Genomic DNA, 19,176 nt, shown 5'->3' on the forward strand with positions numbered 1-19,176 from the left:
TCTCTGGTGGTGAGGATGATAAGGTATCCAGCCGTGGCAGGCCAATTTTATCCTACAGGTGATGAGCTAATAGAGATGCTCGAGAGGTTCTTCAGCGACCTTAGCGAGGAGGGAAGCGAGAGAAGGATCACCGCGGGAGTTGCTCCTCACGCTGGCTACATATTCTCGGGCTATACTGCCTCGAGAACGTACAAGGCTATATACGAAGATGGCCTTCCGGAGACCTTCGTGATCCTGGGGCCAAATCACACGGGCATGGGCTCTCCAATAGCGGTTTACCCTGAGGGCGAGTGGGAAACTCCCTTGGGGAGAGTTAAGGTTGACAGTGAGATTGCAAAAGCCATCGTTGAGCTTTCAAACATAGCAGATCTTGATGATCTAGCCCACCGCTACGAGCACTCGATTGAAGTTCAACTACCCTTCCTCCAGTATCTCGCTGAGCTGGCTGGGAAGGACTTCACAATAGTTCCAATAACCCTGGGAATTCAAGATGAAGATGTCGCCGAAACTTTGGGTAAGGCTATTTATGAGGCATCGCAATCACTTGGAAGGGACGTTGTTGTTATAGCATCAACAGACTTCATGCACTACGGCTACTTCTACGGCTATGTTCCCTTTACTGGGAGGGCCGAAGAGCTACCAAACATGGTTAAGGAGTGGGACATGAGGGTAATACGGAGGATTCTAGACTTTGATGTCAAGGGGATGTTCGAGGAGATTAGGGCCATGAACCACACCATGTGTGGCCCTGGGGGAGTTGGGGTTGGGATAGTGTACTCAAAGCTGATGGATGCAGTTGAAGCTGAGTTACTCCACTACACCACTAGCTTTGAGGTCAGCAGGAGCACTGATGCCATAGTTGGGTACGCGAGCATAGTTATGAGGAGGTAGGGGAGTTGAGGGTTCTTGCCTCAGCTCCCGCTAAGATAATCTTATTCGGCGAGCACAGTGTCGTCTATGGGAAGCCCGCTATAGCCGCCGCTATAAATCTAAGGACGTACGTTGAGGCCGAGTTAAGGGATGATAAGAAAATAAGGATAGAGGCCCATGACATTAAGGTTCCTGGGCTTACGGTTTCCTTCTCGGAGAACGAGATATACTTCGAGAGCGATTACGGTAAAGCTGCCGAAGTCCTAAGCTACGTGAGGCAGGCCATAGAATTGGCAATGGAAGAAGCTGGGGTTAGGAGGGGAATTAACGTTTCGATAACCTCTCAAATTCCTGTTGGCGCTGGCTTGGGTTCTTCAGCGGCCGTTGCCGTGGCAACCATAGGTGCAGTTTCGAAGCTTTTGGGCCTAGAACTCACGCGGGAGGAAGTGGCAAAGCTGGGCCACAAGGTTGAGCTCTTAGTTCAGGGGGCTTCCAGTGGAATTGATCCTACGGTTTCCGCGATAGGAGGTTTCCTGTACTATGAGAAGGGCAACTTCGAGCATCTCCCCTTCATGGAGCTACCGATAGTTGTGGGATACACAGGTTCAAGCGGTTCAACTAAAGAGCTGGTGGCTATGGTCAGGAGGAGATACGAGAGCATGCCCGAGCTGATAGTCCCCATACTCAACGCGATGGGAAAGCTTGTGGAGAAGGCTAGGGAAGTAATAACATCGGAACTCGACGAGGAGGAGAAGTTCGCCAAGCTTGGAGAGCTAATGAACATAAATCACGGCCTTCTGGATGCCTTAGGCGTTTCAACTAAAAAGCTCAGTGAGCTCGTTTACGCCGCAAGGACTGCCGGGGCACTCGGTGCCAAGATAACTGGAGCTGGAGGAGGAGGGTGTATGTACGCTCTGGCCCCAGGAAGGCAGAGGGAAGTTGCAACTGCAATCACGATAGCGGGAGGAACTCCGATGATAACAGAGATCAGCAGGGAAGGATTGAGGATAGAGGAGGTCATGAAATGATGGTCATAAAGATTGGTGGTAGTGTTCTAAGTGATAAGACGAGGAAGTTCCACTTTAGGGCGGAAGTCGTAAAGAGAATAGCGTACGAGCTCTCAAGGTTCTTCCCCGAGGAGAAGTTTATAGTGGTTCACGGTGGTGGCAGCTTCGGCCATCCTCTCGCTCAAAAGTTCGGAATTAGGGAGGGGCTGAGGGATTACTCAAGTAGGCACGGCTTTGTGGTTACCCACCTAGCCATGCTTGATCTGACTTCGAGAGTTGCCAAGTGTTTCCTCGAAAACAGCCTCCCAGCTTTCCCGATCTCAAGCTCTTCCATATTCATAACTGAGAACGGCAGGATAGTTAAGGGATCCCTTGAGGTGGTTAGAGAGGCTATTGAGAAGGGGTTCATTCCTCTTCTGTTTGGTGATGTCTCCTTCGACGTAAGGAAGGGAATAGAGATTGTTTCTGGGGATGAGATAATCCTCCACCTGGCGAAAGAGTTCAAGCCTGAGAAGGTGATATTCCTGATGGACGTCGACGGTATCTATGATAGGTATCCTGGGGGCCAGCTTCTGAAGGAAATAAGGGTTTCTGATTTGGAAAATCTTGAGGTTCAGGGTTCAGCTGGAATTGATGTCACGGGGGGAATAAGGAAGAAGCTTGAGGTTGCAAAAGAACTCGCAAGATACACCCAGGAGGTGTGGTTCGTTAATGGGTTGATAAAAGATAGGTTGAGCGAGGCGATAATTGGGAATGCCCTGGGCACAGTTGTCATGCCTTAAACCTTTCCCTTCATCCTTTCCTGCAGCTCATACAGCTGGGCTATTCTTTCTATCGTGTCTGCATCCTCTGGTCCCTTGTCGTCTCTCAGGGCAACGTACCTGGGGAACCTTAGGGCGAACCCGCTCCTGTACTTGGGGCTCTTCTGTATCTCTTGGTATGTCACTTCAATAACTATCTTCGGCTCGACCCACACCCTCTTTCCTTCCTCTTTGATGATCAGGGGCTTCAGCATCTTGGTAAACTCTACCAAGTCTTCATCCGTGAATCCGCTCCCGACCTTTCCGACTTCAAGGAACTCTCCCGTTTCTGGATCATATGCTCCCAGGATGAACGATCCTAGCAGGTGTGCTCTCCTTCCCTCTCCCCATTCCGCTCCTATTATAACGAGATCAAGGTTTTCCATAGTTGGCTTTATCTTGAGCCACTTCTTGCCTCTGTTACCTGGCTCGTAAACTGCATCAAGCCTCTTCGCCATTAAACCTTCATGCCCCATCTCAAGGGCCCTCTTGTAGAATGCCTCCGCCTCTTCGACTTTCTTCGTTATTAAATTCTCAGCTATCTTTATCTTTCCGTTCGGCTCTATTATCTCCTCGAGCTTCTTTCTCCTCTCTATGAACTTAGTGTCTATCATGCTGACACCATCAACGTAGAGAACGTCGAAGAGGTTCAACTCGAGCGGTATCTTCTTCATCATCTCTTCTATATTGTGCTTTCTCCTGAACCTCCTTAGGACGTACTGGAAGGGCAGTGGCCTTCCGTTCTCTCCTATCGCCACGAGCTCGCCCTCAACAATTGCCTTTTCTGGCTTTACGGCCTCTTTTATTGCCTCTACTATCTCCGGAATTGCTCTCGTGACGTTCTCCAGCCTCCTTGAGTATACTATTATCCTATCTCCATCCTTGTGCACCTGCACCCTGGCTCCGTCATATTTTATCTCAAACTCGGCCTCCCCACCCATCTCGAGGAGAGCTTCCTTTATGTTAGCGGCCTGCTGTGCCAGCATTGGCTTTATTGGCTTTCCTATCTGTATCGTAACTTTCGCTAGTCCTTCGTTGCCCTCCAACTTTGCCACTTTAGCCACAAATCCAAAGTCACTCGTGAGCATGTACGCCCTCTCAACGAGCTCCACCTTAACGTGGAATGCTAGGGCTATGGCATCCCTCAGTAGGCCTTCAGCAACTCCAGTTCTCATGGTTCCCAGGACTGTCCTCGCTATGTACTTAGCTTCAATTGGCTCGGCGTCCATGAAAAGGTTCGCTAGATACTTCATCTTCTTTTCCTGACTTCCTTCTCCAGTTGTTTCTGCGACTTTGACTAGGGTTTGATACACTCTCTTGATCGTTAGTGGTTGCGAGAAGAAGCTCTTTTGCTTCTTCCTCTTCACGGCAAGTGCTATGCTCTCTCCCAGGTCACCGGTATCTTTTACGGAGTTCTCTATTTCCTTAGCATCAACGCCCGTTGCCATGGCAACGGCCTTTATGAGTAACTTCTCACCAACACCAAGCTCCCTTTCATCCCACTCTGGAAATACGTCTCCCAGGATTAAATAGGGTATGAATTCAAGGTGATCGTCTGGAACTTTTTTAAGGAAATCTGCAACAAGTCTGGTCTTTATTAGTTTCATTGTGGTCTTCTCTAACTTCTGATAAAGTTGGGCTAACTCAAGGTACCTCATATTCACTCCCCAAAAATAAGAGGGAGAAGAGGTATAAAACCTTAGACCTTTTTAACTACAACTTCAGTGGGAGTTGGATTTACAAGGTTATCACTAACTGGGCACCTTTCCTCGACTTTTTCGAGCCATTTCTTAAGGGTTTCTTCGTCTGCATCCGCGTCAACTTTAACAACTGCCTTTATCGATTTGAACCCTGCTCTATCTCCATCTTGGCCCATGAATTTTGCTGGATTGAATATTCCAGTTACCTCTATCTCCAGGTTCCTTATTTCGAATCCCATATCCTTTGCTACCATATGGCCTACTATGTTTATGCAGCCAATTAACGCCGCAAGAACGTATTCTATGGGAGATGGTGCTTCTCCACCCAACTTGTCCATAACTATTTCGTAATCTCCTGCCTTTATAGAAGTCTTTGTTGGAGAGATAGCCTTTCCAACAACCTTAATCTCTAAGTCCTTATATTTTGCCATAGGCATCCCTCATTTCCTCCTTTGTTTTATGTACTTAAAAGTCGTTTCTTAACTTTTCGTTCTTCACTGTAAGGTCTGTATCCATGAATACATTTTCGGAGTTGGCAAAAGACTTTTGAGATTATTGGATTGAAGATAGTGGGGGGATAAGTATGAAGCTGATTGGAGAGCACAAGGCTAAGAAAGGCCTGATAAGGGTTGAAATTGATGAAGATCATGGAGTAGCTAAGAGCATCACGATTACGGGAGATTTCTTTATATATCCTGAAAGTGTCGTCGAAGACCTCGAGACATACCTAATTGGGAAGAAGATCGAGCAACTTGAGAGTGCAATAGAGGACTTTTTCTCTCTGAGGCACGACGTTGAGATGCCTTACCTCAATGTTGAAGACTTTAAAATAGCAGTCAGGAAGGCGCTGGAGGAGTACAAATGAGGAGAAAGTTGAAGTTGTTTGGCCTGCTTATTGGGATTTTTTCTTTGGGGATTATTATTGGCGTGGGAGTAGCTAAGTCAAATCCTTCCGCGGCTGAATATCTCTTCAAGTTTCTTCGAAAAGTTCTTGGCGGTGGCGAGCTACCTACCGGATTTAAACTATTCCTCCTTATCTTCCTTAATAATACAAGGGTAGCTTTGATAATGGCCTTTGGTGGTTTAATATTCGGTGTTCTTCCTCTTATGATAATGTTCTTTAATGGTGCCGTCGTTGGCATGGTGACTTATCACGTATACTCAGCTGGAGAGCCTATAAGAAAAGTTCTCCTTTCAATAATTCCTCATGGAGTTCTTGAAATTCCTGCTTTAACGATAGCAGGTGTTGGAGGCATTAACTGGTTCCTTGAGCTAGTAACTGGGGAGGGTGATCTCCAGAAGAGATTCAGAAAAGGATTTAAAGAAATGCTAAAACTTCTGCTCGTGGCTGTATTCCTTCTCTTCGTAGCTGCGCTTGTAGAGGCTTTCATAACTCCTAAGATCGCTGGAATAAGCTAGCCTCTCCACTTCTTCTATTATTACATCAACTGGATTTTCCATAGAGCTCATAATTAGCCTTATATGCTTCCTGTACATGCTGTTCTTCCTTATTATCTCCCAGGCTTTTGTTGCTACTTCTATTGGATTCGTCGAGTGGAACTTCACGCCAAGCTCGATTAGCCATTTCGTTACTGCAAGAAGCCTGCCTGGATAGGTAGAGATTGCTGGAGTTCCTAGGGCGAGGGCTTCCCTGTTCATAGTTCCTCCTGCACCTATCATGAGTTTTGCATAGAACAGCACGGACAAGGTGTCGATTACCTTTTCAGGTATTATCACATTATCAAACTTTTCAAATACTTCTCTCTGTTCTTCTGTTCTCGGGAAAAGAACTATTGGTAGGTCCGGAAGGAGAGGGATTATATCCTCCAATATGCTCTTTTCTCTGTCTCCGTTGAAGTAATTAGCTTTTACTGGTTCTGGTCTCATGACAATGTAGGAGTACTCTTTAAGTCCGAGATCTTTGAGAACTTCCTTGTTTGGGGTAAATCCGTAGACATTTGCTATCTCTGCTATACCATCTATCCCTCTAAGTGCATTTGGATCTGCTCCACACTTCAATAACTCATAAGCATCTATGACCCTGGGATATATGAGGCGGTTTGTAAATGGGAACATTAATTTATTTTGAGGTATCGCAGTTTCATTGTCAACAAAGCCTATTGATGGTATTCCTAAACCAAAGGCTATCCTAGGGGCTTCTGGATTGTTCTTGTATATTGCTATATCGGGTTTTTCTTCGATTATCAATTTTGATAGCTTATACACCCTTTCAGTGCTTGCTAGAAGCTTTCCTTCAAGTGTGGCTCCCCCATGTTTGCCTATGGATATGTACTCTATTCCGAGCATGTCGAGGACTTGGGTTAACCCATCAAATTCTCTTGTAGTAACTAACACCTCGAATCCACGCCTCTCGAGTTCCCTAATAACTCCTTTGAAAAAATGAGCATGAGGAGCATTTGTTATATCAATCCACACTTTCATAACTCGCACCTACCTTAACTTCCTTGTGGCATCAATATAAGGATTTTTTGAAGATAGCTTTCCTTGACGATTTACAACTATTTCCCATGCTTTCATAAGCGTTATAATCATGTATGATCTTTATTTTGTTTAATTATGGAAATCTTGAGGGCCATTTTTGGAAAATATATTGAATAGAGGGTTTTTAGTTTTTAGCATAATGCACTTAGGAACCCTTAAAATTCAAGCCATGGAAATGGAGGCTGGTGGTATTATGAAGATAGGTGTTATTGGTCTTGGATATATTGGCCTTCCCACCGCAATAATGTTCGCTTCTTCTGGTCATAATGTAATTGGATTGGAAATAAGGAGAGACGTCGTTGAGAAGATAAACTCTGGGAGGGCTCATATAATAGAGCCTGAGATAAATGAGAGGCTGAAAAAGGTTATCGCTGAAGAAAGGTTGAAAGCCACAACTCGACCCGAGGATCTAAGAGGTGCGGAAGCATTTATAGTATGTGTCCAGACTCCACTTTTAGATGATAGTCCTGATCTAAGCTACGTTGAGAACGCTATAAGGACAATTGCTGAGGTTATGGATAGAGGGGCTCTCATTGTTATAGAAAGCACAGTCCCTCCTGGAACAACCGTGAGAATGGCACGGCTTTTGGAAGATTTGACTGGGATGAGGGAAGGAATAGACTTCTACGTTGCTCATGCTCCAGAGCGTGTAATGCCTGGTAGAATTTTCAAGGAGCTTGTTTACAATTCAAGAATTATTGGTGGTGTGAGTCCAAAGGCCGCAGTCTTGGCTGAAAAATTGTACAGATCGTTCGTTAAGGGGAAAATTTATCTTACAACGGCAACAACAGCTGAAATGGTAAAATTAATGGAAAATACGTTCAGAGATGTCAATATAGCACTAGCCAATGAATTTGCGATTCTAGCTCAGCAGTATGGAGTTAATGTATTTGAGGCAATAAGGTTGGCAAATACTCACCCACGGGTTAGAATACACATGCCTGGCATAGGAGTGGGAGGGCATTGCCTTCCTAAGGATCCATATCTGCTCCTATCGAGTGCCAAGAAGGAATTCGGCCTAATAAGATTAGCTAGGCAAGTAAATGAGAACATGCCAAAAATTGCCGTTAACCTGCTCTTTGAAGCATTTGAAAGGGCTGGAGTTGATCCTTCACGCGCAACCGTTGTAGTTCTTGGACTTGCATACAAAGGAGGCACTGACGATACTAGGAATTCCCCAGCATTAAAGCTAGTCAAACTACTAGAGACGAGAGTCGGGGAAGTTAGAACTTACGACCCCTACGTTGGTGGCACACATAAAGACATTAAGGATGCATTGAGGGAAGCAGATGCAGCTATTATAGCGACGGATCATTTGGAATTCAAAACGTTGCCCTGGGAAGAGCTTGGGTCGTTAATGAGGACAAGAATCTTAATTGATGGTAGGGGTATTATAGCCGAACCTCCGGCCGACTTTATATTCCTTGGAATCGGGAGGGGTGACGTTTGAGGCCCGCAATAATCTTTGGTACTAGACCTGAGATAATAAAGTTGTCTCCAGTAATTAGGGCGTTTTTAGAGCGGGATATTCAGCCAATTCTAATTCACACCGGCCAGCACTATGATTATGAAATGAGTCAGGTATTCTTAGAGGAACTTGAACTCCCGGAGATAGACTACCACCTTGAGGTCGGCTCTGGTACACAGGCGGAACAAACCGGAATTGCCATGATAAAGATTGAGAAAGTTCTAATGAATGAGCAACCTGATGTGAGTATAGTTCAGGGAGATACAAACACCGTCTTAGCAGGTGCTCTAGCAAGTGTTAAGCTATTAATCCCAGTTGCACACGTTGAGGCAGGCTTAAGAAGCCATGATAGAACAATGCCGGAGGAAATAAACAGAATACTTGCTGATCATGCGAGTGAAGTCCTATTTGCCCCAACGCTCGAGGCTAAGGAAAACTTAGAGAGGGAGGGGATAAGAAGGAATGTCTACGTCGTTGGTAATACTATAGTTGATGCTGTTCTTCAGAACTCTGAAATTGCGGAGAAGAAAAGTAGAATTTTAGAGGAACTTGGTTTGTCTCCTAAGGAATACATTTTAGTAACTGCTCACAGAAAAGAGAATGTTGACAACAAAGATAGGCTCACAAAGCTTGTTGATATTCTGCTTTCTCTTCCAATTACAGTCGTGTATCCTGTTCACCCCAGGGCTGAAGAGAGGCTAAAAGAGTATGGCCTTTGGCACAAATTGAAAACTGCACCTCACATAATCCTTACGAAGCCTCTTGGCTACTTAGATTTCTTAAAGCTGGAAAAAAATGCCAGAATAATAATGACCGACTCTGGAGGGATTCAAGAGGAGGCAATAATCTTGGGGGTTCCATGCCTAACGCTTAGGTACAATACAGAGAGACCAGAAACAATAAAGGCTGGAGGTAATATTCTCGTGGGTGTTGAGAAGGATTTAGCTCTAAGATATGTGATGAAGCTTTTAGAAGATGAAAAGTTTTATCAGAGGATGGCCTCAGCAAAAAATCCCTTTGGAGATGGGAGGGCCGGGGAGAGAATAGTGAACATACTGATTACACTATGGGAAGAGGGCAACTTGAGAGTCCCTTCTTCAAACTTTATCTCTTAGTCAAGTTTTCAAGTTTATTCATAATTTCGTCAACTTTTTCTTTTATTCTTTCTGTATTTGGGAAGATTTCTAAAAACCTGTAGATGATTGATTTTGATTGCTCTGTGGAGTTCTTGACTATCTCCAGGGTTTCATTGTACATCTCTTCTGCATACTCATAACTTAGTGTCGTGTTCGTCACATACCACTCCGTTGGATCTAGGAGCTTTTTTCTAAGGCTCTCGTCTATACCAGAAACGTTGTATACTCCCCTAGTTAAATTAAGACCATTGTCTGTTTCCTCCATTATTATGGTGTAGTTATGGGATTGGATTGATGTCATAGTAGGCATATTTGATCCAGTTATTGGGAGATTTTGGGGAAGTACTTTCCTATATGTATCAACAACTGCCGAGATTATTAAACCGGCGAATATCAAGCTAATTATAGCTATCAACGCTTTTTTCATCTGTATTCCCCCTTAATTATTAATACCCTTCCCGGTATTAAGTTTTTGCGTTAATTAAATTATAATGTCTAAGCGTTCGCATAAGATTTTAGTGTAATATTCAAGATGATGGTAAAAATCTATAGAGTTTAGCAATTGCTGCCCTAGAGTTCAGGGAGGCAACAATTGATTGATGTAGCAAGGTTATTATACTTTTCCAGTGACTAGTATCCCTCAAAAAGCCTTTCCGCTAAAAATACGGGGAGACCTGCCTCTATAATTTTACTTGCTGCAGTTTCAACATCATATTCAACTCTATAAAACTCTATCTTGCCATCCTTATACAGGAGAGCGTAGCTTGCCCTCCAATCTCCATCTCTAGGCTGTCCCACTGCCCCAGGATTTATTACTCTCCTCCCTTCTATCTCCTTTAGCATGGGAACGTGGGTGTGGCCCACGAGTAAGTCATCTTCTCTTATGTACCTAAGGCAATCGGCAAATTCCGAATCTGGAAGCCATGGAAACAGGTACTCATCTAGGGGGGCCCTTGGTGATCCATGAACCATGTGGTATGACCTCTCTCCATATGTAAAGAACAGCCTAACTGGAAGTTGCCTCAGAAACTCTAAGTTTTCGGTTTTCATGACCCTTTGATGCCACCTCACAGCCTGTCTTGCATAGGGGTTGAAATGCCAATCTGCTCCAAATGCTATAGCGTTATCGTGGTTTCCTCTAATGCACACCATTTTACCTTTTTCGACGTACTTTTGAACGAATTCGACTACTTCATTTGGACTGGCCCCATAACCCACTAAGTCCCCTAGACATACTATCATCTTTGAACTCTTTATTTCCTTCCATACTGCCTTTAATGCTTCATAGTTTGAGTGAATATCAGAAATTATTGCGATCACCATTTCCATCACCAAAAATCAGCCCTGGCTGTATTCCTCATCGCCCTACGGCTCAGGCCGTAGGGAAAGTTCATCATAAGCCCGCCAGTTGATAGTCTTTGTAAAGAATTTAAAAAAGTTATTCAAAGTAGGGCAAATAACGAAAGCCCAAACAGTACTGCTAAGAAGAACGCGACTAGTATTGCAAGGATGAATGCAAAGATGGCCGTGATGAAGGCTTTTATCCAGCTGGTTGAAAATACCACCTTTATTATCCATAAACCTGCAAGGAACGTTAAGAGCAATGCAAGGATATGTCCAATTATTGGGACAAATGCAAAGACTATCCCAAATATGAATCCAAAGATTGGCATTAAAATCAACAAAGCTAAAGCAGCTATAAAGGCTTTCCCAAAGCTTGCTCCCTCAATACCAGCGAGTTTCGCGCCTCCATAAATGAAAACTGCCTCGACTGCTAGGTACAAAATGAACGCCACTATAAAGGCAAATACTCCCAAACCAAAAATTGCCATGTGCCCCATCATGCTTACCACAGAATTTGGTATTAACTGAGCCTTATAAGTCTTTTTAGATCTTCGTTCCTACATATATTCCGTGCCTCGTTCTAACTATCTTCACTTTAATCTTATCCCCTATCTTTGCATCAGTATTTATTACCTGAATCAGCCTGTTTCTAGCTTTTGCTATCATTTCTCCCTCAATTCTTCCCGGAAGGACAACTTCAGCTCTAACAACCTCTCCTCGCTTAAACGCTAAGGGAATGAAGGGCCTGGGGTGCATGCCGAAATGGTGAGGCTTTAATATCAATGGTTTCATTCCGGTTTTTTCCTCAAGTTTTCTCAGCCATTCGTAAAATTCCTTGAAGGGAACTGGTTTCGCTATAACAGGGTTCCTTCCAAACTTGTAGGGAATGTAGTTCTGGAAACCCAAAGCGGGCCACCTTCTCCCTGCTCCTATCTTTCTCGCGAATTCTATGAAGGCCTCAGCCTCATTATCATTAACCCCAAAGATTATTACTGGGGCAATTAAAACGTCAATACCGGCGTTCACTAAAGCTTCAGCCATCTCGAGAACATGGTTTAGATCATAGTTCTTCATTCCCATTAACATCTTTGCCTTCTCAGGATCGAGGGAGTGAATTGACAAATTAACCCTATCAAGACCAGCCTCTGCAAGCTCCTCAACAAGCTTATCGTCGAGCAGAACTCCATTGCTCTGCATTGAAATAACAGAAACGTGAGGATGATCCCTTAACGCTTGCACGAGCTCCACTATGTATGGGTAGAGTAGGGGTTCCCCCTGGGCATCTAAGTGGGCTTCAAGTCCCTTTCCCTTCTGCTGGGCCACCCAATCGAACCACTTCATTAAATAGTCTATATCAATGACGAAGTCAAGTTTTCTTGTTCTTGAGTATGGCCCCTCGTCCACGGAGCAGAAGATGCAACTCAAGTTACATCCAGTTGAACCTCTTACCTGAATTAAATTCGTCCCTCTGTCTATGAGACCGAAGGCGTTGTATCCTAGCAGGGGAATGCCCATCCCCTCATGGATGTACAAGATTTTTCTTCCTGTGTACCTGTTCCTCAGCCTCTCGCCGAGGTAGTTCTGAATGAAGAAGGCAACGAACCTTTCTACCTCTTCATTGTCCGTATTAATAACGAGAAAGCCGTCCTGAACGCTGACATCAACTGCCATGCGGAACTTTCTCTTTATTGCCCTTTCAATTTCCTTCTTTTCATAGTCCGCTATAAGGGTCCTCCTCCAGACTAACCTTATTGTATCTCCATGATCCTCAAAGTATGAGTGTGGCAACTTCAACTTTATCATATCGCCAACCTTTATAGACAAAGCTTTTTAGGTCTTAGCCTTCCTCAGTTAGGGGTTTGGGCTATGGGTGAGAAGTTCGATAAGTACGAGTACCTTCAGGATTTAATGAGGAGGCGAGGCTTTGCTTGGGGAAGCTTTGAGATTTATGGTGGATCAAGGGGATTTTACGATTACGGTCCTCTTGGGGCTACAATAAAGAGGAAAATAGAAAGGAAGATAAGGGAAGCCTTCATTAGAGAAGGGTTCTTTGAGATTGAAACGCCAGATATAACCCCCGAGCAGGTTTTTATTGCCAGTGGTCACGTTGAAAAGTTTGTTGATCCCCTCGTTGAGTGTAAGAAGTGTGGGGCTAGGTTCAGAGCTGATCACCTAATAGAGGAAGCCTTAGGAATAGACGTTGAGGGCAAAAGCGCTGAAGAGATGACGAAGATAATCAGGGAACACAACCTGAGGTGTCCAGAGTGCGGCGGGGAGCTAAGCGATGTCTGGTACTTCAACCTAATGTTCGAAACATACATTGGGCCTTATAAGGACAAAAAGGCCTATTTAAGGCCAGAAACGGCCCAGGGAATCTTCGTGAACTTCAAGAGGTTGAATGCATTTGCAAGGAACAAGCTTCCATTTGGTGTGTTCCAGATAGGGAAAGCATACAGAAACGAGATATCCCCAAGGCAGGGAATGATAAGGCTTAGAGAGTTCACACAGGCCGAGGTAGAGATATTCTTCAATCCAAATGAAACTGAGCATCCGCACTTTGATGAAGTCAAGGATGAGAATCTGAGGCTTTACCCAATAGAGCACCAGCTGAAGGATCTCGGCATGATAGAGGTTACCGCGGAAGAGGCAGTTAAGAAGGGCTATCTCATGAACACGTTCTTCGCTTACTATCTCGTCATGATCAAGAGGATTCTTTTGGATATAGGAATTCCAGAGGACAAGATAAGGTTTAGGCAGCAATTACCCGAGGAGAGAGCCCACTACTCAGCTGACACATGGGATGCGGAGATTTATAGTGAGAGGTTTGGCTGGGTCGAGTGCGTTGGTCTGGCCTATAGAACGGACTATGACCTTAGCAGACACATGAAGATGAGCGGTGCCGACCTTACGGTGATGATACACTACGACAAGCCAAAGATTGTGAAAAAGTTGCAAGTTTCACTCAACATGAAAAGGGTTGGGCCCAAGCTTAAGGGGGATGCAAAGAAAATCAATGAGAATATCAAGTCAATGTCCCAGGAAGAGCTTAAAGCCCTGGTTAAAGAGTTGGAGGAGAAGGGTAAAGTCATCATTGATGGCTACGAGCTCGAAAAGGATGACTTCATAATAAAGGAAGTTGAAGAGAAGATCACGGGAGAGAAGATAGTGCCCCACGTTCTCGAGCCTAGCTTTGGTATAGACAGACCGTTCTACCTGTTGCTGGAGAACTCCCTGGCGGTAGATGAAGACGGAAGGGTTTATCTGAAGATAAAGAAGGACATGGCTCCAATAGAGGTTGCCGTCCTGCCATTGGTTGCCAAAGAACCACTAACAAGCATAGCCTACGACATCTACAGGACACTTCAGAAGGAGGGCTTCATAGTAGTTTACGATGAGAAGGACAGCATTGGAAAGAGGTACATGCGCTATGACGAGATAGGAACGCCTTACTGCGTAACCATTGACAACCAAACCCCTGAGGATGGTATGGTAACGATAAGGGACAGGGACACTAGGGAGCAGATAAGGGTTAAGATAGAGGAGTTGCCCAGGAAGCTTAGGGAGCTGATCTTTGGATAACCCCTAAATTTATTTTTGAGGGGAAAATGAGGATACACCTAATATATCGTCGCCTTCCAAACAGGGTTCTTGAGAGATATGATGAGCTAGTTGCTGACTTGAGTAGTGTGGTTATTGGCAGATCAAAGTTCGAAGGCATGCTTGTCCCTCTAAAAGTAAATGGGGTTGAGGTAATAAGGAATGGTTATGAAATGCTATACTTTGCATTCCCTGGGAAGGATTTTGACATTCTAAAGGTGTACAGTGAAGAGGGAAAATTCGTTGGGCTTTACGTTGACGTGCTTGACTACACGAAGTGGGATGGGAAAACTTTGGAGATGTTAGATTTGTTCCTCGATATCTTCATATTTCCCTCTGGGAAAGCCTTTCTCTTGGATGAGGATGAGATAGAGATGGCCTTGAACTATGGAATTATCTCTCGAGAGAAGTTCCTTAAGGCCTATAGAACCGCTAACAGGATCCTTGAGGAGATAAAAAGCGGAAAATTTCCTCCCAGAGTAGTCTGGGAGTACTCACTCTAACTCCTCAAATTCAACATCAGCGTTTTCCGGCCTCTTAACTTCTTTTGGAGGATGGAAACCCTTCAGCTCCTTAAAGCTCCCCCACATCCTTAGTATCTCTTTGTGAACATGGGTTCCTACGGGGATTACAACTATGTGGGCTGGAGGATGTATCTCCCTTATCCTTCCTATTGCTTTTGAGGCGGGAAGGTCTATTTGGGCGACAACGTGGGCTTTAACTTTCTTCCTAGGCTTCTCTCCAACTATCTGCTCAAAGACCCAGTCTGAAAGTGCAGGGGGAAGTATCCTGGGGGTTCCTCTTATCTTCATTCCCCCGTATCTTACGAGATCGGCCAATGCGATTAGCGCTTTTTCGAAGTTGTCCGTCCTTATCAAAACTATCGTGTTTAGCATTTCTATCCCCAGTTTCCATTAAATTAGCTCGGTTTAAAACTCTATGGTTTCGTTCTAAACTCTTCTAAGGCTTTCATTGCAAATTAGGCCGGATTAAATTTGCGAAACATTTAAAAGACTACTTATAACTTACCCGTTTGGCGAGAGTTCTAAGGAGGTGTGTGGGAAATGAGCTGGACAACTCCCAAGAAGGCCATAATGCTTTCAGCAGTTGCTGAGGGAGGAACGAAGCTCAACGCTTTTGACAATGCACTCCTTAAAATGGGAATAGGAAATGTTAACTTGGTTAAGCTCAGTAGTGTTATTCCAGCCCACATAGAATGGCTCGATGAACTGCCAAAGAACATTCCAATAGGAATGCTCCTTCCAACGGTTTACGCTCACATAGAGAGCGATGAACCGGGTTCAACTATAAGTGCCGCGTTGGGCGTTGGTATAAGCGAAGGCAATGAAGGAGGATTAATTTACGAATACGCTGGCTACTGCACGAAGGAAGAGGCTGAGGAGATGGTAAAGAAGATGGTTGAAGAAGGGTTTAGGGTAAGGGGATGGAAGCTTAAAGAATTCAAAGTTGTCTCGGCGGAGATAACGGTTAAGGATAAGCCAGCAGCTGCAGTTGCCGCAGTTATAATGTTCCCCTACTGAAATTTTCTATAACCTCTTTGACTTCCCTAAGAACTTCCTCGGTGCAATTCCAACACATTATCTCAAAGCTCGGCACCCTTACGCTTACCCTCACCTTGTGTTTCCTCGCTATTTTGCTTACCTCGTAGTTTACCTTGAACGCGAGATCCATCAGCTTCTCCGTAATTCTCTCATCTTCATCTATGTACTGTAAAGGGCAACCTTCTCTCCACTGTCTCCTCCTTCCATGCTCGTACATCCTGTAGGGCCTGATTCCTGCTTCTTCAGCCAGCTTTTCAACTTCTGAAGCTTTGTACTTAATTAAAGGCCTGAAAATTGGAATTCCTATCTTTGGAATTTCGCACAATCGAATGTCCCTAAGGCATTGATCGAGCAGGGTTCCCACTATTTTGTCGTTAGCGTTGTCCCCCTTCGCTATGTATGAAAAGCCGTTATTCAAAGCAAACCATTTGGCATTTTTTAACATGACCTTTTTGCAGTGCACACATATCGGTCCCTTCCTCCCAACGGCTTTTTTGAGCAAGCCCTCAGTTATGTCTATGAGGTAGTGCTCAACTCCAAGCTTCTTTGTGAACTTCATTCCCCACCTCAAAATCTCAGACCAGCTCCATTTGTGGAAGAACGTTAGAGCGGAAACGTTGAATCCAGCTTCTTTTAATATGTACAGGGTTAGGCTTGAGTCTTTGCCTCCAGAGAACATGACAACTACCTTCTTTTCAATAATCCCTGTTTCCTCTCCGAACTTTCTTATCTCCCTTATGACATCATCAAGCATGAAAAAAGAACCGCCGGCGGGGTTAAAAGGGTTTGGGGGCCATTTATGTTCTGTCGGCCCCCTGGGGGTCCCGACGTCATCGCAACCCTCAGTACTCGTCGGGCGATTAATAATACTCTTAAATCCTTATTTCCTTTTCGCTAAACATAAAAGACCATTCCATCGTAGGCAACCAGAACCTTATTGCCCCACCTCCCCTTTACGTACCTGACTAGCTGAAGGAAGGGTAGATTCTTATGGGAGATGTGGCTTAAAATTGTCCTTTCAGCTATTTTAATTCCAATATTGGCAGCCTCATCGACGTTATTGTGGTAGGGATCCTCAAAGCCGGGGGGATAAGTGGCATCAACTATCGCCAGTCTAATCGGTGCCTTCTCAGCTAGGAACTCCCAGGTTTCCTGGGGCAGTCCTTTTGTATCGTAGAGCAACGCTATTCCTTTTCCATCCTCCTCTATGTAGTAGCCAAACGTCTCTATCTGGTGGTTGAGCTTTAGTGCAGTAACGCTTATCCTCCCGATCCTTATCTCTTTCCATGGCTCAATTATCTCGGGCTTTAAATTCTTAGGGTCGTTAAGGATCAGGGCGTCTGCATGCCCTTTGGGAGCGTACAGCTTAGTTTCCATTGCCGTCCATCTGAGTTTGTAGATCCCATAGATGTGGTCGTGGTGCCAGTGAGTCAGGAATATCGCGTTGAGAGGTGCATTGAGATGTTCTCTTATATCGGTTCCAACGTCAAACAGAATTATTTCCCCATTTTCCCCTATAACGGCTAGAGTTGAAGGTTTTCTCTGGGTAAAGCCGAATTTCCTAGCCTCAGAACATGTAGGACAGCTACAGAGGTGAACAGGAATGCCTTCGCTACCTCCGGTTCCGATGAAGTACACTATCATGGATGCTGGGTAGTTCCCCAGCTCTTAAACTTTCCTCCACTTTTCCATTAACCTCTCAATTTCCTTTCTAACCCTCTCCCTGTCCTTTTTATCAACGACTAAGAACACATCTTGGACGCTCCCATCGCTTTTCGCTACAAGTTTTAGGCCAGAATAAGTCTCCCTTGAAACCTTTATCTCAAAACCTCGCGAGTCAGAAGAGTATATCCTCCCAGGGATGACTTTCTTAACCCCAGGGATTTTAGCTATCTCTTCTAAAGGCTTTTCCAACCCTTTCAAGAAGTGATGCTCTCTCTTTACTCCCCTCTTGAAGTGCTTAGGCATGTGTTAAAATTAAAAGAGGGGTTTAAAAAGTTCAGAGGTACCTTGGAGGTAGGCCTGCCCACTGCCTGAGCTTCTCATATGCTATTATCCTTGGAATGTTCTTTGCATCTTTTGGTCCTGGGTTCTTCATGTAGAATGCGTTGACCTCGTAGACTGTTCCAAAGACCTTCCTCTCAACGGCCATCTTACCAAGTCTTGCAAGATCAACTAGTAATCCTGCAAGCGCTGGGCTGTCATTGATCCTTCCGGTGATTATCAGCTCATCGTGGGCTCCGTTGAAGCTTATGTACTCGATGTGCATAGCTATGAACTTCTTGTCACCAAGGGGCTCAAGGTACCCTGTGGGCTTAATGTAGTGTGGAGCATCGTATCCTAGGATGTCCTCAACTACGCTCGACTTTGTGTACTCCTTGCTCTTGTTCCTCTCCTTGTCGGTCAGTGCGAGGAAGTCCGTGTTACCTCCAATGTTGAACTGGGCTATGTCGAGGACATGCCTGTTTCTCTGAGCTAGGTGGCCAAGTATGTCTGCCGTTAGTGGAGTTGCTCCAGTAGCTCCATCGTCACCGAAGATAACGAGGTTGCTCTCCTTTGCAAGCTCAACGAAAGCTGGATCGTTGGCTATGAGGGTTGGTATAGCGTTCACGAATGCGGCCCCTCCAACCTCCCTAGCGTACTGGGCTGCGGCGTAGGCGTAAACCTGGGTTGCGGTTAGCCTGTCCTTGTTGTTCTCCTTTATCGCCTTCTCAAGCTCATCAAGCTTTCCGAATGGAACGAAGGCCTCCGTGGTGGGGACGTTAAGGAAGACTTCTACCTTGTACTTCTTCCACTCGTCAACCAAGTGGTCTACTGCCTCCTTTAGCGTCATCTCGTCCTCCAGTCCAGTCGCCTCTATTGGCAGGTTCCTTAGGCTCCTGAGGTGAACTCCCTTCCTCACATAGACTTCTTGGAGGCTTTCTGGCACGTTGCCCTTCCAGTATCTCTGCACGATCTCTGAAAGCGGCAGGCCAATTTTGGTCTTGTCAACATCGTACGAGACTACGATCTGTATGTCCTCGACCTTTATTGGTAGCTCATTTGCTAGTGGGACTCCATAATAGCCAAGCTCCCCAGCCTTTATCCTCTCGAGTCCCACGGCAAAAATGCTTGCAACGTATCCTTGGCCTATAATAGCAACCCTCACCATCTTTCGTCACCTCCCCAAATTTTTAGAAAAATGCCCAGA

General features: G+C 45.0%; 22 protein-coding genes. 10 read left to right on the forward strand and 12 right to left on the reverse strand.

Features of this window, described 5'->3' with window-relative positions; all coding sequences use genetic code 11:
* Positions 1 to 15: 15 nt before the first annotated feature.
* The 3 genes from A3L04_RS04450 to A3L04_RS04460 are packed head-to-tail and all read left to right on the forward strand — an operon-like array spanning position 16 to position 2,659.
* Complete coding sequence (locus tag A3L04_RS04450) at positions 16 to 891, forward strand: MEMO1 family protein (RefSeq protein ID WP_068578835.1); 876 nt, start codon at positions 16 to 18, stop codon at positions 889 to 891.
* 5 nt (positions 892 to 896) lie between these two features.
* Complete coding sequence (locus tag A3L04_RS04455) at positions 897 to 1,898, forward strand: mevalonate kinase (protein WP_068578833.1); 1,002 nt, start codon at positions 897 to 899, stop codon at positions 1,896 to 1,898.
* Positions 1,895 to 2,659 (forward strand): isopentenyl phosphate kinase, encoded by a 765-nt coding sequence (locus A3L04_RS04460; protein ID WP_068578831.1) that lies wholly within the window; start codon positions 1,895 to 1,897, stop codon positions 2,657 to 2,659. Before A3L04_RS04455 ends, A3L04_RS04460 begins: the two co-directional genes overlap by 4 nt.
* Here A3L04_RS04460 and A3L04_RS04465 read toward each other — a convergent pair.
* Together A3L04_RS04465 and A3L04_RS04470 are read right to left on the reverse strand one after the other, a co-directional pair.
* The gene (locus A3L04_RS04465; RefSeq protein WP_068578829.1) at positions 2,656 to 4,335 is read right to left on the reverse strand and encodes an ATP-dependent DNA ligase; all 1,680 of its coding nucleotides are present in this window, start codon (positions 4,333 to 4,335) and stop codon (positions 2,656 to 2,658) included. The genes A3L04_RS04460 and A3L04_RS04465 overlap by 4 nt on opposite strands.
* Before the next feature lie 41 nt (positions 4,336 to 4,376).
* A complete protein-coding gene (locus A3L04_RS04470; RefSeq protein ID WP_068579632.1) occupies positions 4,377 to 4,808 on the reverse strand; it encodes an OsmC family protein in 432 nt (143 codons plus the stop codon).
* A gap of 152 nt (positions 4,809 to 4,960) precedes the next feature.
* Here A3L04_RS04470 and A3L04_RS04475 point away from each other — a divergent pair, with 152 nt between their 5' ends.
* Both A3L04_RS04475 and A3L04_RS04480 read left to right on the forward strand, forming a co-directional pair.
* A complete protein-coding gene (locus tag A3L04_RS04475) occupies positions 4,961 to 5,242 on the forward strand; it encodes a lipoate protein ligase C-terminal domain-containing protein (protein ID WP_068578826.1) in 282 nt (93 codons plus the stop codon).
* Complete coding sequence (locus A3L04_RS04480) at positions 5,239 to 5,796, forward strand: stage II sporulation protein M (RefSeq protein WP_068578824.1); 558 nt, start codon at positions 5,239 to 5,241, stop codon at positions 5,794 to 5,796. The genes A3L04_RS04475 and A3L04_RS04480 overlap by 4 nt, the downstream gene beginning before the upstream one ends.
* On the opposite strand, the gene A3L04_RS04485 is transcribed toward A3L04_RS04480, so the two are convergent.
* On the reverse strand, positions 5,707 to 6,819 hold the full coding sequence (locus A3L04_RS04485; RefSeq protein WP_068578823.1) for a DUF354 domain-containing protein: 1,113 nt from the start codon (positions 6,817 to 6,819) through the stop codon (positions 5,707 to 5,709). The two genes, A3L04_RS04480 and A3L04_RS04485, sit on opposite strands and share 90 nt — an antisense overlap.
* Before the next feature lie 253 nt (positions 6,820 to 7,072).
* Here A3L04_RS04485 and A3L04_RS04490 point away from each other — a divergent pair, with 253 nt between their 5' ends.
* Positions 7,073 to 8,329 (forward strand): UDP-N-acetyl-D-mannosamine dehydrogenase, encoded by a 1,257-nt coding sequence (locus tag A3L04_RS04490; protein WP_068578821.1) that lies wholly within the window; start codon positions 7,073 to 7,075, stop codon positions 8,327 to 8,329.
* A complete protein-coding gene (gene wecB / locus A3L04_RS04495) occupies positions 8,326 to 9,462 on the forward strand; it encodes a non-hydrolyzing UDP-N-acetylglucosamine 2-epimerase (protein WP_068578819.1) in 1,137 nt (378 codons plus the stop codon). The genes A3L04_RS04490 and wecB overlap by 4 nt, the downstream gene beginning before the upstream one ends.
* Here the strand turns inward: wecB and A3L04_RS04500 are convergent.
* The 4 genes from A3L04_RS04500 to A3L04_RS04515 form a co-directional block, all read right to left on the reverse strand.
* Entirely contained in the window at positions 9,452 to 9,910 is a 459-nt protein-coding gene (locus tag A3L04_RS04500; protein WP_068578816.1) for a hypothetical protein, read from the reverse strand. The genes wecB and A3L04_RS04500 overlap by 11 nt on opposite strands.
* A 203-nt stretch (positions 9,911 to 10,113) precedes the next feature.
* The gene (locus A3L04_RS04505; RefSeq protein ID WP_068578814.1) at positions 10,114 to 10,806 is read right to left on the reverse strand and encodes a metallophosphoesterase family protein; all 693 of its coding nucleotides are present in this window, start codon (positions 10,804 to 10,806) and stop codon (positions 10,114 to 10,116) included.
* A 119-nt stretch (positions 10,807 to 10,925) separates the two neighbouring features.
* Positions 10,926 to 11,327: a hypothetical protein gene (locus A3L04_RS04510; RefSeq protein WP_068578813.1), complete on the reverse strand. Its 402-nt coding sequence runs from the start codon at positions 11,325 to 11,327 to the stop codon at positions 10,926 to 10,928.
* A gap of 43 nt (positions 11,328 to 11,370) precedes the next feature.
* Complete coding sequence (locus A3L04_RS04515; protein ID WP_068578811.1) at positions 11,371 to 12,630, reverse strand: radical SAM protein; 1,260 nt, start codon at positions 12,628 to 12,630, stop codon at positions 11,371 to 11,373.
* A gap of 63 nt (positions 12,631 to 12,693) precedes the next feature.
* Here A3L04_RS04515 and glyS point away from each other — a divergent pair, with 63 nt between their 5' ends.
* A complete protein-coding gene (gene glyS, locus A3L04_RS04520) occupies positions 12,694 to 14,406 on the forward strand; it encodes a glycine--tRNA ligase (RefSeq protein WP_068578808.1) in 1,713 nt (570 codons plus the stop codon).
* Between the two features lie 26 nt (positions 14,407 to 14,432).
* A complete protein-coding gene (locus A3L04_RS04525; protein WP_068578806.1) occupies positions 14,433 to 14,927 on the forward strand; it encodes a DUF402 domain-containing protein in 495 nt (164 codons plus the stop codon).
* Here A3L04_RS04525 and A3L04_RS04530 read toward each other — a convergent pair.
* On the reverse strand, positions 14,919 to 15,320 hold the full coding sequence (locus A3L04_RS04530) for a DUF356 domain-containing protein (RefSeq protein WP_068578804.1): 402 nt from the start codon (positions 15,318 to 15,320) through the stop codon (positions 14,919 to 14,921). The two genes, A3L04_RS04525 and A3L04_RS04530, sit on opposite strands and share 9 nt — an antisense overlap.
* A 168-nt stretch (positions 15,321 to 15,488) precedes the next feature.
* Between A3L04_RS04530 and A3L04_RS04535 the strand changes: the two genes are divergently transcribed.
* Positions 15,489 to 15,965, forward strand: a complete 477-nt coding sequence (locus A3L04_RS04535; RefSeq protein ID WP_068323624.1) for a pyruvoyl-dependent arginine decarboxylase — start codon at positions 15,489 to 15,491, stop codon at positions 15,963 to 15,965.
* Here the strand turns inward: A3L04_RS04535 and A3L04_RS04540 are convergent.
* From A3L04_RS04540 to A3L04_RS04555, 4 genes are all read right to left on the reverse strand, one after another.
* Positions 15,946 to 16,740, reverse strand: coding sequence for a DUF7411 family protein (locus tag A3L04_RS04540; protein WP_068578801.1), 795 nt, complete (start codon positions 16,738 to 16,740; stop codon positions 15,946 to 15,948). The genes A3L04_RS04535 and A3L04_RS04540 overlap by 20 nt on opposite strands.
* Positions 16,741 to 16,880: 140 nt before the next feature.
* Complete coding sequence (locus A3L04_RS04545) at positions 16,881 to 17,630, reverse strand: MBL fold metallo-hydrolase (protein WP_068578799.1); 750 nt, start codon at positions 17,628 to 17,630, stop codon at positions 16,881 to 16,883.
* Between the two features lie 24 nt (positions 17,631 to 17,654).
* Positions 17,655 to 17,954 (reverse strand): DUF2103 domain-containing protein, encoded by a 300-nt coding sequence (locus tag A3L04_RS04550; protein WP_068578797.1) that lies wholly within the window; start codon positions 17,952 to 17,954, stop codon positions 17,655 to 17,657.
* 31 nt (positions 17,955 to 17,985) lie between these two features.
* A complete protein-coding gene (locus A3L04_RS04555; protein ID WP_068578795.1) occupies positions 17,986 to 19,137 on the reverse strand; it encodes an inositol-3-phosphate synthase in 1,152 nt (383 codons plus the stop codon).
* Between the last annotated feature and the right edge of the window lie 39 nt (positions 19,138 to 19,176).

The sequence above is a fragment of the Thermococcus chitonophagus genome (assembly GCF_002214605.1).
GTDB lineage: Archaea > Methanobacteriota_B > Thermococci > Thermococcales > Thermococcaceae > Pyrococcus > Pyrococcus chitonophagus.

Bases quoted from the DNA above. Each gene is read 5' to 3' on its own strand.
- A3L04_RS04450 (WP_068578835.1), top strand. From the start codon at position 16: ATGATAAGGTATCCAGCCGTGGCAGGCCAATTTTATCCTACAGGTGAT.
- A3L04_RS04460 (WP_068578831.1), top strand. From the start codon at position 1,895: ATGATGGTCATAAAGATTGGTGGTAGTGTTCTAAGTGATAAGACGAGG.
- A3L04_RS04465 (WP_068578829.1), bottom strand. From the start codon at position 4,335: ATGAGGTACCTTGAGTTAGCCCAACTTTATCAGAAGTTAGAGAAGACC.
- A3L04_RS04470 (WP_068579632.1), bottom strand. From the start codon at position 4,808: ATGGCAAAATATAAGGACTTAGAGATTAAGGTTGTTGGAAAGGCTATC.
- A3L04_RS04475 (WP_068578826.1), top strand. From the start codon at position 4,961: ATGAAGCTGATTGGAGAGCACAAGGCTAAGAAAGGCCTGATAAGGGTT.
- A3L04_RS04480 (WP_068578824.1), top strand. From the start codon at position 5,239: ATGAGGAGAAAGTTGAAGTTGTTTGGCCTGCTTATTGGGATTTTTTCT.
- A3L04_RS04485 (WP_068578823.1), bottom strand. From the start codon at position 6,819: ATGAAAGTGTGGATTGATATAACAAATGCTCCTCATGCTCATTTTTTC.
- A3L04_RS04490 (WP_068578821.1), top strand. From the start codon at position 7,073: ATGAAGATAGGTGTTATTGGTCTTGGATATATTGGCCTTCCCACCGCA.
- A3L04_RS04500 (WP_068578816.1), bottom strand. From the start codon at position 9,910: ATGAAAAAAGCGTTGATAGCTATAATTAGCTTGATATTCGCCGGTTTA.
- A3L04_RS04505 (WP_068578814.1), bottom strand. From the start codon at position 10,806: ATGGTGATCGCAATAATTTCTGATATTCACTCAAACTATGAAGCATTA.
- A3L04_RS04510 (WP_068578813.1), bottom strand. From the start codon at position 11,327: ATGATGGGGCACATGGCAATTTTTGGTTTGGGAGTATTTGCCTTTATA.
- A3L04_RS04515 (WP_068578811.1), bottom strand. From the start codon at position 12,630: ATGATAAAGTTGAAGTTGCCACACTCATACTTTGAGGATCATGGAGAT.
- glyS (WP_068578808.1), top strand. From the start codon at position 12,694: ATGGGTGAGAAGTTCGATAAGTACGAGTACCTTCAGGATTTAATGAGG.
- A3L04_RS04525 (WP_068578806.1), top strand. From the start codon at position 14,433: ATGAGGATACACCTAATATATCGTCGCCTTCCAAACAGGGTTCTTGAG.
- A3L04_RS04530 (WP_068578804.1), bottom strand. From the start codon at position 15,320: ATGCTAAACACGATAGTTTTGATAAGGACGGACAACTTCGAAAAAGCG.
- A3L04_RS04535 (WP_068323624.1), top strand. From the start codon at position 15,489: ATGAGCTGGACAACTCCCAAGAAGGCCATAATGCTTTCAGCAGTTGCT.
- A3L04_RS04540 (WP_068578801.1), bottom strand. From the start codon at position 16,740: ATGCTTGATGATGTCATAAGGGAGATAAGAAAGTTCGGAGAGGAAACA.
- A3L04_RS04545 (WP_068578799.1), bottom strand. From the start codon at position 17,630: ATGATAGTGTACTTCATCGGAACCGGAGGTAGCGAAGGCATTCCTGTT.
- A3L04_RS04550 (WP_068578797.1), bottom strand. From the start codon at position 17,954: ATGCCTAAGCACTTCAAGAGGGGAGTAAAGAGAGAGCATCACTTCTTG.
- A3L04_RS04555 (WP_068578795.1), bottom strand. From the start codon at position 19,137: ATGGTGAGGGTTGCTATTATAGGCCAAGGATACGTTGCAAGCATTTTT.